Origin of the sequence: Deinococcus murrayi DSM 11303 (assembly GCF_000482805.1) — a bacterium.
Taxonomy (GTDB): domain Bacteria; phylum Deinococcota; class Deinococci; order Deinococcales; family Deinococcaceae; genus Deinococcus; species Deinococcus murrayi.
Genome location: NZ_AXWT01000021.1, coordinates 42,193 through 58,820 on the forward strand (window position 1 = coordinate 42,193; position 16,628 = coordinate 58,820).

Annotated in this window: 17 protein-coding genes and 1 pseudogene; 3 read left to right on the top strand and 15 right to left on the bottom strand. The window is 69.7% G+C overall.

Features of this window, described 5'->3' with window-relative positions; genetic code table 11:
* The first annotated feature begins 58 nt into the window (after positions 1 to 58).
* A complete protein-coding gene (locus H565_RS16290; protein WP_157468883.1) occupies positions 59 to 214 on the top strand; it encodes a hypothetical protein in 156 nt (51 codons plus the stop codon).
* 16 nt (positions 215 to 230) lie between these two features.
* Here H565_RS16290 and mqnC read toward each other — a convergent pair whose 3' ends face one another.
* The 3 genes from mqnC to topA are packed head-to-tail and all read right to left on the bottom strand — an operon-like array spanning position 231 to position 4,640.
* Positions 231 to 1,403: a cyclic dehypoxanthinyl futalosine synthase gene (gene mqnC / locus H565_RS0105020; protein ID WP_027460078.1), complete on the bottom strand. Its 1,173-nt coding sequence runs from the start codon at positions 1,401 to 1,403 to the stop codon at positions 231 to 233.
* 28 nt (positions 1,404 to 1,431) lie between these two features.
* Positions 1,432 to 1,758 carry a hypothetical protein gene (locus tag H565_RS0105025; RefSeq protein ID WP_027460079.1) on the bottom strand — a complete coding sequence of 109 codons (327 nt, stop codon included), beginning with the start codon at positions 1,756 to 1,758 and terminating at the stop codon, positions 1,432 to 1,434.
* A gap of 5 nt (positions 1,759 to 1,763) precedes the next feature.
* Entirely contained in the window at positions 1,764 to 4,640 is a 2,877-nt protein-coding gene (topA, locus tag H565_RS0105030; RefSeq protein ID WP_027460080.1) for a type I DNA topoisomerase, read from the bottom strand.
* Positions 4,641 to 4,763: 123 nt separating this feature from the next.
* Here topA and H565_RS0105035 point away from each other — a divergent pair, with 123 nt between their 5' ends.
* Positions 4,764 to 5,336 (top strand): YdcF family protein, encoded by a 573-nt coding sequence (locus tag H565_RS0105035; RefSeq protein ID WP_027460081.1) that lies wholly within the window; start codon positions 4,764 to 4,766, stop codon positions 5,334 to 5,336.
* 46 nt (positions 5,337 to 5,382) lie between these two features.
* The gene (locus tag H565_RS0105040; protein ID WP_084542899.1) at positions 5,383 to 6,402 is read left to right on the top strand and encodes a potassium channel family protein; all 1,020 of its coding nucleotides are present in this window, start codon (positions 5,383 to 5,385) and stop codon (positions 6,400 to 6,402) included.
* A gap of 24 nt (positions 6,403 to 6,426) precedes the next feature.
* Here the strand turns inward: H565_RS0105040 and murJ are convergent, their stop codons facing one another.
* The 12 genes and pseudogenes from murJ to H565_RS0105095 all read right to left on the bottom strand — a co-directional run bounded on the left by murJ (position 6,427) and on the right by H565_RS0105095 (position 16,579).
* Positions 6,427 to 8,004: a murein biosynthesis integral membrane protein MurJ gene (murJ, locus tag H565_RS0105045; RefSeq protein WP_425387387.1), complete on the bottom strand. Its 1,578-nt coding sequence runs from the start codon at positions 8,002 to 8,004 to the stop codon at positions 6,427 to 6,429.
* A 177-nt stretch (positions 8,005 to 8,181) separates the two neighbouring features.
* Entirely contained in the window at positions 8,182 to 8,820 is a 639-nt protein-coding gene (locus H565_RS0105050; protein ID WP_027460084.1) for a VOC family protein, read from the bottom strand.
* 115 nt (positions 8,821 to 8,935) lie between these two features.
* Positions 8,936 to 10,198, bottom strand: a complete 1,263-nt coding sequence (locus tag H565_RS0105055; RefSeq protein ID WP_027460085.1) for an NAD(P)/FAD-dependent oxidoreductase — start codon at positions 10,196 to 10,198, stop codon at positions 8,936 to 8,938.
* 13 nt (positions 10,199 to 10,211) lie between these two features.
* Positions 10,212 to 10,445, bottom strand: a pseudogene (locus H565_RS16805) (GNAT family N-acetyltransferase); the annotation flags it as partial.
* A 15-nt stretch (positions 10,446 to 10,460) separates the two neighbouring features.
* Positions 10,461 to 10,697: a hypothetical protein gene (locus tag H565_RS16810; RefSeq protein ID WP_245576165.1), complete on the bottom strand. Its 237-nt coding sequence runs from the start codon at positions 10,695 to 10,697 to the stop codon at positions 10,461 to 10,463.
* Positions 10,698 to 10,705: 8 nt separating this feature from the next.
* Positions 10,706 to 11,104, bottom strand: a complete 399-nt coding sequence (locus tag H565_RS0105065; protein WP_027460086.1) for a hypothetical protein — start codon at positions 11,102 to 11,104, stop codon at positions 10,706 to 10,708.
* A 3-nt stretch (positions 11,105 to 11,107) separates the two neighbouring features.
* On the bottom strand, positions 11,108 to 12,340 hold the full coding sequence (locus H565_RS0105070; protein WP_027460087.1) for a class I SAM-dependent RNA methyltransferase: 1,233 nt from the start codon (positions 12,338 to 12,340) through the stop codon (positions 11,108 to 11,110).
* Between the two features lie 32 nt (positions 12,341 to 12,372).
* A complete protein-coding gene (locus tag H565_RS0105075; protein WP_027460088.1) occupies positions 12,373 to 12,630 on the bottom strand; it encodes a thioredoxin domain-containing protein in 258 nt (85 codons plus the stop codon).
* Positions 12,623 to 13,582: a ribonucleotide-diphosphate reductase subunit beta gene (locus tag H565_RS0105080; protein WP_027460089.1), complete on the bottom strand. Its 960-nt coding sequence runs from the start codon at positions 13,580 to 13,582 to the stop codon at positions 12,623 to 12,625. Before H565_RS0105080 ends, H565_RS0105075 begins: the two co-directional genes overlap by 8 nt.
* 149 nt (positions 13,583 to 13,731) lie before the next feature.
* On the bottom strand, positions 13,732 to 15,831 hold the full coding sequence (gene nrdE, locus H565_RS0105085) for a class 1b ribonucleoside-diphosphate reductase subunit alpha (RefSeq protein WP_027460090.1): 2,100 nt from the start codon (positions 15,829 to 15,831) through the stop codon (positions 13,732 to 13,734).
* Positions 15,810 to 16,169 (bottom strand): class Ib ribonucleoside-diphosphate reductase assembly flavoprotein NrdI, encoded by a 360-nt coding sequence (locus H565_RS0105090; RefSeq protein WP_027460091.1) that lies wholly within the window; start codon positions 16,167 to 16,169, stop codon positions 15,810 to 15,812. The genes nrdE and H565_RS0105090 overlap by 22 nt, the downstream gene beginning before the upstream one ends.
* The gene (locus H565_RS0105095) at positions 16,166 to 16,579 is read right to left on the bottom strand and encodes an acyl-CoA thioesterase (protein WP_051363425.1); all 414 of its coding nucleotides are present in this window, start codon (positions 16,577 to 16,579) and stop codon (positions 16,166 to 16,168) included. Before H565_RS0105095 ends, H565_RS0105090 begins: the two co-directional genes overlap by 4 nt.
* Positions 16,580 to 16,628: the final 49 nt, after the last annotated feature.

Here is a 16,628-nt window from a genome sequence, read left to right on the forward strand (position 1 = left end):
CTTCACCTTCAGGCCGCAGCAAGGCACATGAGAAGCCCTCTCCCCTACCCTGGTGCCCATGTTCGCTCTGCTCGTCTTGATGGTGCTGCTCGCGCTGCTGGCCCACGCCGCGGCTCGGCAGACCCGGCTGAATCTCGGTGCTGACGGGGGCACCAGGGGCCTGGAGGGGACCCGCCGCCCCTTGGCCCGGTCACGGGAGGGGCACCCCGCCTGAGCTGGAGCGAGGAACCCTAGACCCCCACCGCCCGCCCGGCTTCGGGATTGTGCTCGGCCCGGCCCAGCACCGCTTCTACGTCGGGCCACTCGATGATGTGAAAGCGGCTGTTGCGAATGGCGGGGGTAAAGCCCGCGTCCACGGCAATCCGCACGAGTTCGCGGACGGTGGCCCGGTGCCGCCCGTGCCCCCCCGCCGCCGAGACGACGTTTTCCTCCAGCATGGTCGAGCCGAGGTCGTTCGCGCCGTAGTAGAGCGCGGCCTGCGCGACCTTGAAGCCCTGCCCCGGCCAGGAGGCTTGCAGGTGGGGGAAGTTGTCCAGAGCGATGCGGGCCACCGCGAGTTGCTGAAGGTACTCGTGGGCAGAGGCACCGGGGGCTTTCCCCGCAAGGCGGGTGTGCTCGGTCTGGAGGGTCCACAGGGCAAAGCCCGCAAAGCCGTTGCCGCCGTACTCGCGCAGCGCCCGGTCTTGCTGCTCGCGCAGGCGGGTGAGGTGGCGCACCCGCTGCGCGACCGTCTCGCCAAACCCAATCACCATGGTGGCGATGGTGTACAGCCCCTTTTGCTGCGCCGCGTCGATGATGCGGAACCAGTCTGCCGAGCGGATGCGGGCGGGGGCCGCCCTGGCCCGGACCTCGTCTTCCAGAATCTCGCCCCCCGCCCCCGGTAGCCCGTGCAGCCCGGCGTCTATCAGGGTGTCCAGCAGGGCGTCCAGGCTCAGGCCAAAGGTCTTTTCCATGAAGAGAATCTCTTCGGGCGAGAAGGCGTCGATGCGGATGGTGGGGTGATGCTCGCGGACGTGCCGCAGCAGCCCGGTGTAGTAGTCCAGCCCCAGCGCCGGATTGACCCCGCCCTGAAGCAGGATGCGGGTGCCCCCCACCGCCTCCAGCTCGCGGATTTTGGCGCTGACCTGCTCATAGTCCAGCACGTAGCTGTCGGGCTGGCGACGAGTGCGGTAAAAGGCACAGAAGTTGCAGCCCACGTTGCAGATGTTGGTGTAGTTGATGTTGCGGTCAATCAGGAACGTGACGACCTCGGCGGGAGCACGCGTGAGCCGCAGCCCATGCGCGACCGCCGCCACCTCCGGCAGGGGCAGGGCGTACAGCGCCTCCAACTCCTCCGCCTCCAGCCGCACCCCGGAGGCGGCTTTTTCCAGCACTCTGGCCCCTACGCGCACGTCCGCCGTCATACCCGCACGCTAGCACCGCCGGGGGGCGTCAAGCGTCCCGCCCTTCCGCCTGCGGCACGAGGAGCAGCACCGTCCCCGTCCGCACGGGCAGGGCTGTCCAGGGCTGAGTGGGCGTGACCCGGTAGCCCTCGGCGGCCCGCAGGCGCACGAACTCGCCGTGCGGCAGGTCGAGGACCGCTTCACCCGCGAGGCAAGTCAGCCAGCCCGTGACGGGAGGGCCACCCACCTTGCCCGGCAACGCGAGCACCCGCAAGCCCCCGCCGGGAAGGGTCACCCACTCGCCCGGCGTACCCCCCGCCAGCCGCACGAGGTGCAGGGCCTGGGGCGGCTCCGGGCGGGGGGGGCGCGGGGGCAAGAGCCTCAGCGCCCCTCTCCCCGCGCCGCCCGGTGGAGCTTCTTGCTCGCTTGCAGGACCAGACCTTTCGCTTTGTTCACGTCCAGACCGAGTTCGCCGGCCACGTCCTCAACCTTGCGCCCCCCGTCGCGGGTCGCGGTCAGCAGCGTCCGCTCGGTGTCGCTGAGGACCGCGAGGTGGGGTTTCAGGTCGGCCCAACTCAGGGCGGGGGCTTTGGCCGAAGTTTTCTTCGCGGCGGTTTTGGCCGCCGTGGCCTTGGGGGCCTTTTTCGCCGTGCCCGCCTTGGCCCCGGCCTTTGCGCCTGCCTTGGCGGTCCGTGTGCCCGCTTTCTTCTTGGGTTCCTTGCCGCGCTCTTCCAAAATCTCCAGGGCGCGTTCGGCGGTGAGGGTTCCCTCGTCCTCGCCCTTGCGGAGGGTGGCGTTTTTCTCGCCATCGGTGAGGTACGGCCCGTAACGGCCCGACTTGAGCAAGATGGGCGCGCGGCCCTCGTACTCGAAGGTCCGCAGCGGCGCGGCGGCGGCCCCCCTCCCCCGGAAGCGCGGTTGCCGGAAGAGGGCCTCGGCTTCGGGCAGGGTCACCGTGAACAGTTGCTCGTGCGAAGCGAGGCTGCGCGAGTCGCCCCCGCGCCGCAGATACGGGCCAAACCTGCCGTTCATCGCCCAGATTTCCTCGCCTTCCGAGACGCCGACAAGCCGGGGCAAACTGAGCAGTTGCAGCGCCCGTTCGAGCGTGAGGGCGGCGGGGTCCTCGCCGGGAAAGAGGCTCGCCGAGCGCAGGGGCGGCGTCTCGTCCCCCAGGGTCACATAGGGGCCGTAGCGCCCCGCCCGCACGACCACCGGATGCCCGGTCGCGGGGTCCTCGCCCAGCACCCGGTCTCCGCTGGGGCGGCTGAGCAGCTCCTCGGCCCTCTCCAGCGTGAGGTCATCAGGCAGCAGGTCATCGGGGAGGTTGACTTTTTCCTCGCCGCGCTGCATGTAGGCCCCGTAGCGGCCCACCCGCACCTCGATGCCGCTTCCCGCGAGCCGGGGCACCTCGATGGTGGCGATGCCGCGGGCGTCTATCTCGCCCATCTTGGAATCGATGAGGGGCCGCAGCGCCACCCCCTCACCGCCTTCCCCCAGGTAGAAGCGCCGCAAGTAGGGCACCCGCTGCGCCCGCCCGCCCGCGATGTCGTCGAGGGCTTCTTCCATTTGGGCGGTGAAGTCATAGTCAACCAACTCGCCGAAATGCCCCTCCAGCAGGGCGGAGGTCGCAAAGGCGGTCCAGGTGGGCACGAGGGCCTGTCCCTTTTTCACCGCGTAGCCCCGGTCCTGGATGGTGCCCAGAATCGAAGCGTAGGTCGAGGGCCGCCCGATGCCCGCCGCCTCCAGCGCCTGCACGAGGCTGGCTTCGGTGTAGCGGGCGGGGGGCTGCGTGGCGTGGTCCTCGGCCCTCACCGCCTCGGCGGTCACGCGGTCACCCTCCCGCAGCGGAGGCAGCGGCGTCTCGCGGTCTTCGAGAGCGGCGGCGGGGTCGTCGCTGCCCTCGACGTAAGCCCGCAGGAAACCGGGAAAGTCAATCGTGCGCCCGGAGGCACTCAGGGTCACGGCCTCCCCGGTCATGGCCCTCCCCGCCAGGCGCACCCGCAGGCTGCGGCCCCGCGCATCGGCCATTTGAGAAGCGACCGTGCGCTTCCAAATCAGGTCGTAGAGCCGCCACTCATCGCTCCCCGTGCCCAGCTCGCCGCGCAGCGAATCGGGCGTGCGGAAGCTCGACCCGGCGGGCCGAATCGCCTCGTGCGCTTCTTGCGCGTTCTTGGCCTTTTTGGTGTACACGCGGGGCTGCCCCGCAAGGTATTCCGGGCCATACATCGACTTCACCTGGGTGCGGGCCGCCGTCACCGCTTCCGAAGAGAGGGTGGTCGAGTCGGTCCGCATGTAGGTGATGTACCCGCCCTCATAAAGCCGCTGTGCGGCCCGCATTGTCCGGGTGGCCGCAAAGCCCAGCTTGCGGCTGCCCTCCTGCTGGAGGGTGGAGGTGATAAAGGGCGCGTAGGGCCGCTGGGTAAAGGGCTTTTCCTCCGCCGAGGTGACCGTCAGGAGTTGCCCGGTGAGGCCATCTGCGAGGGCGCGGGCCGCCGCCTCGTCCAAGAGGCGCACCGCTGCGCCCTCCTTCAGACGGCCCGTCAGGGGGTCGAAGTCCTTGCCCGTCGCCAGGCGCACCCCGTCCACTTCGGTGAGGCGGGCGGGAAAGGTTGCGCCCGCCGCCGTGCGCCCGGTGACCAGAAGGTCCCACCACACCGCAGAAACAAAGCGCATCCGCTCGCGCTCGCGCTCGACGAGCATCCGGGTTGCCACCGACTGCACCCGGCCCGCACTGAGCCGCGGCGCGACCTTTTTCCACAGCACCGGGCTGACCTCGTACCCGTAGAGTCGGTCAAGGGCTCGGCGGGCTTCCTGCGCCTCGACGAGGTTGGTGTCGATGTCGCGGGGGTTGCGGATGGCCTGCTCGATGGCTTCTTTGGTGATTTCGTGAAAGACCATGCGCCGAACCGGAACCTTGGGCTTGAGTTCCTGGTAGAGGTGCCAGGCGATGCTTTCGCCCTCGCGGTCGTCGTCGGTCGCCAGAATGATCTCGTCGGCTTCGGCAGCCAGTTTTTTTAAGCGAGCGACATGTTGGCGCTTTTCGGGCGCGACGACGTACAGGGGCCGAAAATCGTCCTCTACGTCCAAACCGAGCCGTGCCCATGCCTTGCCGCGGTACTTCTCCGGGATGTCGGCGGCACTCTTGGGCAGGTCGCGGATATGCCCGATGGAGGACTCCACCGCGTACCCCTTTCCGAGGTATTTCTCGATGGTTCTGGCCTTAGCGGGCGACTCGACGATGACGAGGGTTTTGGGCATAAGAGGTGACTCCACCGGGGCGAAGTGCGCCGAGCGTAGCACGCTCTTTGCGGGGTGGAAGGCGGCGCGGGCCGCGCTGGTGCAAGAGCAGGCCGCAGAATGCCGTGCTACGCTCCAGCTCCCATGCGTGACCGGGGGTCTGCCGCTTCGCTGCTGCCGCTGCTGGTGCTGCTTGGCCTGCTCCTCGGCTTTGTGCTGATGCCGCGGCTGCCCGCTCCGGCGAGCACGCCCCATTCCACCGCCGTGGTGCTGGGGGCCGCGCAGTACGCCGGCACGCCCAGCCCCGCCTTTGCCCGGCGGCTCGACCACGCCCTTGCCCTGTACCGGGCGGGTGTGGTGCGCCGCATCGTGGTCACGGGCGGGCGGCAACCCGGCGACCCCCACACCGAGGGGGCAGTCGGCGTGCGGTACCTGCGGGCGGCGGGAGTTCCGGCCCCGGCCCTGCTTGCCGAGACGAAAAGCCGCACCACCGCCGACAACCTGCGCGGTGCCCGCGCCCTGCTGCCGCCCGGCACCCCCGTCACCCTGGTGACGGACCCGGCGCACATGCCCCGCGCCCTGGGGCTGGCGCGCGCCCTGGGCATGCGTGCGAACGCCAGCCCCAGCCCGCTGAACTGGCCTCCCGACTGGCGTTACCGGGGGCGCGAGCGGCTGGCGCTGCTGGCCTCTGCGGTGCTGGGCGTGCGCTCCCGGTAACGGGCGGCACAGGTCCCCACCCCCGGCGCCTGACACAATGCCCGCCATGCTCCGTTCGCTGCTGTGGGTGCCCGGCACCCTGATTCTGCTCGCCGTGCTGGCCGACCTGCTGGTGACCAGCCTGAAGTCGGGCGAGGGCCGCCTCACCCGGCTGGTTCATACGGGCCTGTACCGACCGATGCGGGCGCTCTCGCGGCTGGTTCATCCCCGCGAGGTCCTGGCCTGGACGCCCGGCGTCCTCGTCATCGGCACGCTGCTGGTGTGGATTGCGCTGACCTGGCTGGGCTGGGTGCTGATTTTCTGGTCGGTGCCCGGCTGGGTGGTGGGGGCCGACGAGGGCACCCAGGCGCAGCTCGGCGCGGTCGTGTACTTCGTGGGCTTCACCATCAGCACCCTGGGCTTGGGCGAGCTGCGGCCCGAAGGCCAGCTTCCCAGAGTGCTGACGGCCCTCGCCGCGCTGGACGGCTTTTTTCTGGTGACTTTTTCCATCACCTTCCTGACGCCGCTCGCGCAGGCGCACGGGGCGCGGCGCGAACTCGCCCTGCGCATTCACCGCGCCGGAGACACCGCCCAGCAACTCGTGCTCTCCGGCTGGCAGGAGCACCCGCAGGGGCTAGAGGGCCTCTTTGCAGAGATGGCGAGCGACCTCGTGCAGGTGGACGCCCAGCACCGCAATGCACCCTACCTGCACCGCTTTCACGACCGCTTCGCCGAAGAAGACGTGCACCTGCTGCTGCCCGCGCTGGGCGAGGCCCTCCTGATTGCCGAGCACGGCCTCAAGGGGCCGCGCCTGCGGGGACTGCGGACCCTGCGGGCCTCAGTCATGGGCATGCTGGAATCGTTTGCCCAGGTCCACGACAGCGACCCGCCCGTTCCTCCCCTGCCGGACCTCGCGGCGCTGCGGGAGGCCGGACTTCCCTTGCGTGACGACGCCGACTTCGCGGCCCGCTTGGAGGGCGAAGCGGCCCTGCGGCGCGCCCTGCACGCGATGGTGCGGCAGGCGGGTTGGAGCTGGGACCGGGTGGCCGGCACGCGGACGCCCACCCTCAGTCTCGAAGCGATGTGACGCGGGCGGCTCGCGTTTGCTCCCTCAGCGTCCCAGCCGCCGCAGCACGCCTGCCACCTCCGGTAACCGCAAGGCCAGTGCCCCAGCGAGGTAGGCAGCCAGGCCTGCGCCGCCTGCCAGCGCCAACCCAACCATGCCGGGCACGATAAAGCCGGGACTGGGCATCACCAGCGAGACCAGCCAGGCAACCAGCCCTGAAACGGCGGCGAGGGGCACCACCCGCCCCAGGTGCCCGGCGACCTCCCGCGAGGGAAAGCCCAGGGCGCGGCGGTACATCAAGATGAGCGCCCCCGCCATCAGCACGCCGCTGACCGCCGTGCTGACGCCAAAGCCCAAGAACCCCAGCCGGGGCACCAGCGCGTGGTACAGCCCGACCTCCAGCACGAAGCCCGCGGCGCTGACGGCGACGGCCTCGCGGGTGCGCTCGCGGGCGTAAAAGGTCCGCAGCAGCACGGTCACGACCGCCCAGGGCACCAGCGCCAGCGCCCACCCGGTGAGGATGCCCGCCCCCGCCTGAAACTTGGTGGCCTCATAGGAGCGGCTGAGGTTAAAGAGGCTCACGGCATAGGGGGCCAGTGCGACCAGGAGCGCACTCATGGGCGCGGCGAAGAAGGTGGTCGTGCGCAGGCCCTGCACCGTGAGCGCCCGAAAGGCCCGCCAGTCGCGGTCGGCGGCGTGCTGCGAGAAGCGCGGAAAGAGGGCCAAGACGGGCGACACCACGAAAAGACCATTCGCCATCGTGAAGAGGGCCTCAGCGTTGGCATAGCCCGTCTGGGTGCCTACCGGAAACTGGCTGCTGTTGGTCAGCAGTCGGGTCACGTACACGTTCAGGACCTGCCGCGCCCCTGCCGTCAGGGTGAAGGGAGCCATCTGCCGCAGCACCCGCCCCAGCGCCGGGTGCCTGCGCAGGGCGGGGGTGGGCAGCAGCCCGAAGCGGGCCAGGGCCGGAAGCTGCACCACGAGTTGCGCGGCGCCCCCTATCAGCCACCCAAAGGCCAGCCACGTCGCTGTATTGGGCAGCAGCAGCAGCGCGGCGATGGACGCGAGGTTAAAGGCGACGGGGGCAAAACTGCTCTCCTTGAAGTGCTCGTCGGCATTGAGCAGCCCCATCGCCACCGCCGAGAGACTGATGAGCATCAAAAAGGGCATCACCAGCCGGGTGAGGTAAGTGGCGAGCGCCGGGTCCACGTTGGAGTTCGCGGCGGTCAGGAGGTTCACAATCCAGGGGGCCGCGAAGATGCCCAGCGCCATCACGAGGAGGTTCACCGCGACCAGCACCCCGCTAAAAGCCTGCGCGAGCCGCTTGCGGTCGGCCCCATTCAGCGTCTTATAGACCGGAATAAAAGAGTTGACGAGGGCGCCTTCGGCAAGCAGCTCGCGCAACAGATTCGGCACTCGCACGGCGACCGCAAAGGCGTCCGTGAGCGACGTGTCAAACAGGTTGACCATCTGCTGGCGCACGATGCCCGACAGCCGCGACCCCAGCGTCCCGGCCATCACAATCAGGGTGTTGACCCGCAGCGAGCGCTGCGGAGCCGGAGCGGGTGCGGCGGGACCCTGCGGGGGCGGACTGGGGTCGGGAGCGGCGGGCGGAACGGTCACGGGGCCAACTGTAGTGCAAGCAGCGGGCTGCCCGGTCGCCGGGTCATAAGAGTTCCGGTTGAACAGTTCTGCAAGAACTGGAACCCCAGCTGCCAGGAGAAGAACAGGCATTGACGGAGAGGAGTGGAGGCACCGAAGCGAAGCGCAGGGGCTGGCACGGATGTTCCGGACTCCGTATCACAGCGTCACCATCCCCCCCGGCGTCTCCAGCAAGGCCGCCAGTTCGGGCTGCGGAGCCTCGTAGACCTCCACGTCGCCCGCAAGGGGCAGGGCACTCAGAAAGGCGCGGAGAGCGTCCGGGTCGGGGGTGCCCAGGCGCAGGGTCAGCAGGCGCACCCCGGCGTCGGGCAGGCGCGTCGGCGGGGGCGGCGTGTGCCACGCGATGAGGCTGGGCAGCACCCCCTGAAGCGGCCCGCCCCCCGGCAGCAAGCCGTCTGCCGGAACGGTGAGCGTCCAGCGGTGCTCGCCGCGCGACAGCTCCAGCCCCTCCCCATGCCCGGAGAGGTCGACCCCCAGCAGGTCCGGCACGCGGGCCACCCAGTGCAGCAGGACCGGACCGCCTTCCAGCCGCGCCCGTACGGTCGGCGTATCCAACCCGAACCAGCGCGGGCGGGGAGGTGAGGGGGCCGCCGGATTGACTGCGATGACCTCCAGGTAGAGGTCCGGCCCCAGCGAGAGCAGCGCGTTGTGGGTGCCAAAGAGGGCGTGCTCGCCGCCGGGCTGCATCCCGACCCCCAGGCGGCCTTCCACCCAGGCGCGGCCTTCTTCCAACGTGCGGGCGGCAACGACGAGGTGGTCGGGAATGGCGGCGGACATGCGAGGAGGATAGGGGAAAGAGGGAGTGGAGAGTAGGAAGTGGTGAGTGGGAAGCGGAAAAGGCCACCTCCGCCAGAGCAGAAGCTCCCACTCACCACTCCCCACTTCCCCTCCCCTACGCCCCCCGCGGACGGCTCATGCCTGCGGGGTCGCCGAGGAGGATGGCCGCCGCCTTCTCGCCGCTTTCCATCGCCCCCTGAATGCTGCTCATGGAGGTGGCCTCGGAGGCGAGCAGCACGCCGGGCAGCCCGGTCGCGTGCCCCGCCAGGGTGGCGGCGTACTCCGGGGGCTGGGGAAACTGCGCAAAAGGAATGCGCTCGATGTGCAGGGTCCGTAAGTCCGCCGCCCTCGCCCCGTACCAGCGGCCCAGTTCGCCACGCACGCGGGCATCGAGGGCGTCGTCGTCGAGGTCCGGCACCCCCAGCACCGTCACCGTGAGGAGGTGTCCCCCGGCGGGTGCCCGCTCCGGAAGCGCCTCGCTGACCCACTGGGCGTTGTTGAGAAAGCCCTCTTCGGCGTTGAGCAGCAGCCGGGGCTGGGGATCCAGGCGGACCGTGGAGGCGTAGTGCAGGTACGTGCTCCCCAGCCGCCCCCGCGAGAGCGGCTCGCCGGTGAGCGCCTGGGCGGTGTCCGCGTCCGTCGCCACGAGGACCGACGCGGCATCGAGTTCTCCGGCACTCGTCACCAGAGTCACGCCGCCGGGCCGGGGCCGCAGCGCGGTCACCCGCACCCCGGTCCTCACGTCCAGCCCCGCCGCGAGCTGCCGGGAGAGTTCGCCCACGCCGCTGCGGGGCAGGGCCGCGCCACCGTCCAAGAGCATCCGGAAGTAGTAGCGAAAGAGCCGCGCACTCGTCCCCAGGTCCCGGCGCAGGAAGATACCCCCAAAAAAGGGCCGGAAGAAGTTCGTCAGCGCCCGCTCGCTGAAGCCCTGGCGGCGCAGGTAATGCTCGGTCGTCTCGTCCGGGCCGACGAGTAGGGTATGGGGGGCGGGCAGCGCCAGCCGCGCGGCGAGCCGGGCCACCCGCGCCTTGTCCGCCAGGGTGAGGGCGCTCGTGCTCAGGGTGGAGGGCAGGCTGGCGGGGTCGCGGCGGGGGTCACCCACCACGTCGGCCCGCTCCCCGCGCCGCACCACCCCTGCCGGGAGAAGGGGCACGAGGTCGAGCGCCGCGAGGTCCACGTTGCGCCGCAGGGCCGGATAGGCCGGGAACAACACCTGGTAGCCCGCGTCCAGCGTGTAGCCGTCCACCACCCGGCTGGTCACCCGCCCGCCAACCTGCCCCGCTGCCTCCAGCACCCGCACCCGCCACCCCGCCCGCGTCAGCACCCGCGCCGCCGTCAGCCCGGCAAGGCCCGCGCCGATTACCACGATGTCACCCATGGGGGCGAGGCTATCAGCCGTCCCGCTCCATTTCAGCCGCTTCGCCCAGGTCCAGCCCGTAGCACAGGCTGCCTTCCATCCCTACGGAGTAACCGTAGTTGGGAATGCGGCGGAAGCCCGCCGATTCGTAGAGGTGCAAAGCCCCGGTCTGACGGTCGCCGGTTTCGAGCACGAGCCGCGTGTAGCCCAGCGCCCGCCCCCGTTCGATCAGCCCTGCCAGAATCTGCCGCCCCAGCCCCCGGCCCCGCGCCTCCGGGACCGTCTACAGGCGCTTGACCTCGGCGCTCTCCGTCCCCAAGCGCTTGAGGGCACCGCACGCCAGCAGCTCGCCGCCCTCCTCCACCCCCAGCAGCACGCTGCCCTCGCCCGCGAGCACGCCGGGGTCGAAGGGTTCGGTGCGCTCGTCGGTGTCGCCGTAGAGGGTCCGCAGCTCGCGCTGCTGGGCGGTCATCAGGCGGGCAGCGCGGGGGTCGTCGAAAGAGAGGGGCACGGGAGGCATGGGCCAGCCTACTCCTCCGCCCCCGACGCCAACGTCTGCCCGGACCCGTCCAGCACGCGAAAGGCGTACCCCTGCGGCGTGAGGCGCGCCCAGGTCACCCGGAACCCCTGGCAGGACCCCGGCACCGTGAGCGCGGCCTCTGCGGGGTAGCTGCCGCGCTCCTGCCGGGCCAGCTCCAGCGTGCGCGAGAAGTCGGCCTCGCAGTGGGCGGCAGCGGCCCGCTGCACGGTGGCAGTAGCCTCTGCCAAAAGGGGAGCGGCAGCGCGGAGGGCCTCCACCCTTGCTTCGAGGTCGGTCACGCGGGCTTCCAGGCGGGCCACCTCGGCCCTGGCCTCGCGGTCTTGGCAGGCGGTGAGGGGAAGGGCCAACCCCAAGAGGAGCAGCGGGAGGGGACGGCAGCGAGTCACGCCCTACCGCTCCAGCACGCTCACGACTTCGACGTGGCTGGTCTGAGGGTAAAAGTCGTGGGGGGTCACCTCGCCGAGCTGCCAGCCCCGGCGCACGAAGTCCCCGACGTCCCGCGCCCAGGTTGCCGGGTCGCAGCTCACGTACACCAGGCGGTCAGCGGTGCTCGCGTGGATGTGCTCGCGGGCTTCCGGATCCAGCCCAGCGCGGGGCGGGTCCACGACGATGACGTCCACGCCGAGTTCACTGAAGCGGGCCGCGTCGCCGCTGCGGTAGGTCACGTTGCGCTCGCCCGCGCGGGCCGCCGCCTGCCGCCCCCGCGCCAGCGCTTCGGGGGCCGAATCGAGGACCGTCACGCGGGTGAAGTGGGGCGCAAGGTGCCGCCCGATGGCCCCGGTCCCGCCGTAGAGGTCGGCGGCGTGGGTGCCCTGCCCGGCCAGCTCCGCCGCGCGGAGGTAGGCCAACCCCGCCGCTTCGGGGTTGACCTGCGCGAAGCCCGTTGCGGTGACGCCCACGCGCACCCTTCCGAACTCCTCTTGCACCTCGGCTTCACCCGCGACCAGGCGCACCCCCGCCCCGAAGCGCCGCCCGGCGGGCTCCGCGAGGCTGACGCCGACCGCTCCCGCGTCCATCAGATGGTCCGAAGCCCGCAGAAACGCGCGTGGCTCGCCCGCCCCAACCAGCGCGGCGACCACTTCCCCCGTCAGGCGGCTGGCGCGAAAGGCGACCTCGCCAGCGGGGGCGAGCAGTGCCGGGTCGAGGCGGTCCATCACGGCCCCTATCGCCTCCATGACGAGGGGGTCTTCGCCGACAGGCTGCGGCTCGCGGCCCCGGCGCTCGCGGTAGGCGAGGCCCGCCGGAGTCACGAGGTATTGGGCCGTGTTGCGGTAGTGCCACTCGCGGGGGCTGGGCACCGTCTGACCCACCGGATGGCGCAGCTTGGCGATGCGGCTCAGGGCCTCTTCCACAAAGCCGCGCTTATAGCGGAGCTGAGCGGGGTATGCCGCGTGCGCGAGGTCCACGGTGGGGAGGTCGGGCGCGTCCACCCGGTCGGGGCTGGGGATAAGCACCCGGCGGGTCATCCCCTGGCGCACGCCCCGGCCCGTGCGGACTGCCGCTTCCACCCGCTCGCCGGGCAGTGCCCCGCGCACGAGCACCACGCCGGACTCGTCGCGGGCGAGGCCCAACCCCCCGGCGACCAGTTTTTCGATTTCCAGCGTGAGCAGAGCGTCAGACATATGGAAGACAGGGTAGCGCTCCCCGGCCTCCCCTACCCCCTCAGAAAGGTCCGCACCTCGTACAGGCTCTCCCCTCCGCAAAGCCGCCCCGTTCCCCGCTCCACCAGGGCCGGGGTGGAGCGCACCCCGTATTCCTCCGCGAGGGCGAGAAAGGCCCGCTCGCCGTCCTCGCGGCGCACGACCTCAATCTGCGCGTCAAAGGCCCCGCGCAGCGGCCCGGCGAGCATCCGTTCCAGCCGCACGCACGCCGGGCAGTCTTCTTGGGTGAGCAGCACAAAGGGCTTAGGCATCCCACGCCTCCCGCACGGCGGCGTCGGTCAGGGGCGTTACCGCAATCTTGGAGTAGCCCCCCGCCCCCTTGATGCTGAAAAAGTCGTGGGTAGTGCCCCCCGTCGTCCGAATCCCGTTGAGGACCAGCGGGTTGACCTCCTCGTCGGGGAAAAGCCTCTCTAGGCCGAGGTTGTCGCAGCAGATGTTGAAGTTGTAGCGCACGAACTTCTTGACCTCCGACGCCAGCCCCAGCGCCGCGTACACCTCGTCGGTGTAGCCGCACTCGTTTTCGTAAAACTCGCGGGCCAGCGCCTCAAAGCGGGCGCGGACCTCCGCTTGTTCGTCTTCCGGCAGCGCGGCGAAGCGCTCCTGGAAGAGCAGCCCCACGTACGTGCCGTGCAGGGCCTCATCCGCGCAAATCAGGGTAAAGACCTCCCCCATGTGGCTCATCTTGCCCTGCCCCGCGAGGTACAGCGGATAGAAAAACCCGGAGTAAAAGAGCGCCGTTTCCAGCAGGCACGAGGCCATCATCCGGGTGAGGGCGTCTCCTTCTTCGTAGAGCCGCCGAAAAGCGGTGATTTTGCGCTGGAGGTGGGGCTGCGCTTCAATCCACTCAAAGGCGTCGCGCTCCTCGCTCGCGGAGAGAAAGGTCTTGTTCGCCATCGAGTACGAGCGGGCGTGCACGTTTTCCATAAAGGCGAACATCGCCAGGGTCGCCTTGCGCTGGTGGTCCTCCTCGCCCGCCGCAAGGAGGGGCATCCCCACCTCCCCTTGCAGGGTGTCCATCGCATTCAGCCCCGCCGAGACGCGGGTGTAGCACTGCCGCTCGGCGGGCGACAGGGCGCGCCAATCCGCCGCGTCCGACGCGATGGGAATCTCCTCGGAAAACCACAGCTGCGCTTGCTGCTGCACGTAAAACGCTTGGGTAAAGCCGTCCCCGGCTTCGGACCAGTTGGTGGCACTTTTGGACATAGAAAACTCCTTTGCTGTTTGGGGGGAGAGGGGGTGTCCGTCCAATCCGTTCTCGCGGCAGGAAAGCGCCGCCGCGAGAACTCCTTTCCCGGCCACCGATGATTCCTCCTCGCTCCGCTCGGACCGGGGGCCATCCGGCCCGGTCGGAATCAGACCGCACACGCCACGCACTCCTGCACCGCCGTGCGGCGTTGGCGCAGGTAGTACAGGCTCTTGAGGCCTTTGCGGTAGGCGTAGATGTACAGCCGGGCGAGGTCGGCGGTGGTGATGTCCGAGCGCACAAAGAGGGTGCAGCTGATGCCCTGGTCGACGTGGCGCTGGATGGTGGCGACCGTGTCGATGACCCGGCGCTGGTCGAGGTCGTAGGCTTCCTCGTAGTACCACTCGGTCTCCGGCGAGAGGCCCGGCATGGGGTAGATCGTCTTGCCCTTGCCGGAGGTGCGCGTCTCCACTTTCTCGGTAATCGGCATCACCGAGGCGGTCGCGTGCGCGACGTAGGAGATGCTGCCCGTGGGGGCCACCGCCATGACGTGCGAGTGCGCCAGGCCGTGGCGCTGAATGTCCCGGACAAGTTGCCGCCAGTCTTCGCGCGTGGGAAGCCACGCCCCCTGCAGGGCAGCGCGAACCTCCGGGGCGATGCCCTCCGACGGTTCGCGCTCCCGCTCGGTGTACCCCCGGAAGAACTCGCCGCTGTGGTAGTGGCTGCCCTGGAAGCCCCGGAAGACAAAGCCGGTGCCCTTGGCGATTTCCATGCTCGTGCGGCGGGCGTGGAAGTGCACCGCTTCGAAAAAGAGGTCGCAGAAAGCGAGCGCTTCCGGGGAGCCATAACTCAGGCCGTGCGCCGCGAGGTGCCCGTGCAGGTTCATCGCGCCGAGGCCAATGGAGCGCATCTCCCGGTTGGCGCGGGCCACGGCGGGGACTTCCTCGATGTTGGTGGAGCGGGCGACGTCGTCGAGCATGTGAATGGCCGCCCGCACCACCCCGCCGAGGTCGCCCGACGCGAGGGCGTTGCTGATGTGGAGGGACGCCAGGTTGCACGACACGTCGAGACCCACGACGTCCCGCGCCTCCTGCCCGTACCCGTGGAAGTGGCTGGGGAGGGTGGGTTGCATGACTTCGGAACACAAGTTCGTCATCTTCACCGTGCCGACGTTGGGAACGGGGTTGGCCCGGTTCGCGTTTCCGGTAAACAGCAGGTAGGGGTACCCGCTCTCGCCCTGGGTGAGGGCGATCTCTTGCAGGAGCTGCCGCGCGGAGACCCGGCGCTTGCGAATCTGGCTGTTGGCGACGATATCGGCGTACTCGCGCTCCCAATCGATGTCGGTAAAGACCCGGCCCGTCGCCTGCTCGTAGGAGCGGGGATAGACCTGATACACGTCCTGGTCGTCGCGCACGGCCTGCATAAAGACGTCCGGAATCACCGCGCACACCGACAGGGTCTTGAGCCGGGCGTCCTCGTCGGTGGCAATCTTTTTGCCCGCGAGCAGCTCTTGGAAGTCCGGGTGCATCACGCTGAGGTTGACGACCGCCGCCCCCTGGCGCTGCCCGGCTTGGTCGGCGTAGCGAAAGAGCACGTCAAAGAGCTTGGCGACCGCCGCCGCCCCCTTGGTGACCCCCTTGAGGCCCCGCAGGTCCTCGCCCCGCGCCCGCAGGTTGGAGAGGTCAATCCCCACCCCGCCCCCGTTTTTGGAGAGGTCGGCGGCAAAGTGCTGGGTTTTCATGATGGAGTCGAGCGAATCCGTGCACGACTGCAGCAAAAAACACGAGGTGAGGCGTCCGGTGTTCGCCTTGCCGGAGTTCATCAGGGTGGGGGTGGCCGGCACAAAGGTTTGCTGCACGAGGTGATCGACCAGGGTGAGGGCCAACTCTGCGTCCCCCCCGGCGCGGGCGAGGGCGACCATGCTCATGCGGTCTTCGTAGCGCTCCAGGTAGCGGGAGCCGTCGGGGGTCTTCGTGGCGTACTCCGCGTAGAACTTCTGCGCCCCCATGAAGCTCTGAAAGCGGTACCCATGGCGGTAGGCGCGGGTGAAGACGGCCTTCACGTCTTCCGGGCGGTAGCGGGCGAGCAGCTCCGCGTCCCACAGGCCGCGCTCGGTCATGGAGCGGACCTTTTCTTCCAGGTCATGGAAAAAGACGGTGTTGGGGTTGACGTGCTCCTGGAAGTAGGCCTTCAGGGCTTCCCCGTCATGGGCGGGATTCACGACGCCGCCCGCGAGCACCTTGTTGTTCAGTTCTGTCCAACGATCCATTGCTGCACCCTTTCGAGGTCGGCTTGCGAGCCGGACTTGTTGATGATGGCGACGAGGGGAATCCCCCATTCCGCGGCGATGACCCGCCCCGCTCGCCCGAAGTTCTGCCCCCAGTGGTACGACCCGCTCGCCACCACCCCGCGCACCTGCGGGGCGAACTGCGCGAGAAACTGCCGGGTGCTTGCGGGCACCTCCCCCCGACCAAAGGTGTAGGTCAGCAGCAGGGCGTCTCCCCCCGCGTACGCCGCGAGCGGCGCGGCGGGCAGCCCCAGCCGCGCGGCGAGCTGCTCGGCAAAGCGGCGGGTGTTCCCGGTGAGGGAGTCGTAGAGGAGGATCACAGCCTTCCCCCCTCCGCGAGCGGCGGCACGGGCGCAGGCCGCCCCGCCTCGTCCAGCGCGACCAGCACGAAAGTGCCCACGCAGCCCAGCTCGCGTTCCTCGCTGTAGAGTTGCTCGGTCCACAGCTCGACCCGGACGGTCATGCTCGTGCGCCCGGTTGCCACCACGCGGGCCACGAGTTCGACGAGGGTGCCCGCCGGAATGGGACGGCGAAACTCGGTCTCGCCGAGGTGCCGGGTGACCACCTTGCGGCGGCAGTGCCGGGTCGCTGCGATAAAGGCGGCGCTGTCCATATACGCGAGCGCCTCGCCCCCGAAGAGGGTGCCGTGGTGGTTGGTCGTGCCGGGAAAGACGACGTGGGTGATGCGGGTCTCCGGGCTGGGCCGGGCCGGGGCAGGGAGCAGGGTCATCACACTCCTCAAGGACTCCGACGAAATCTGTCGGCAAGCAAGCGCACAG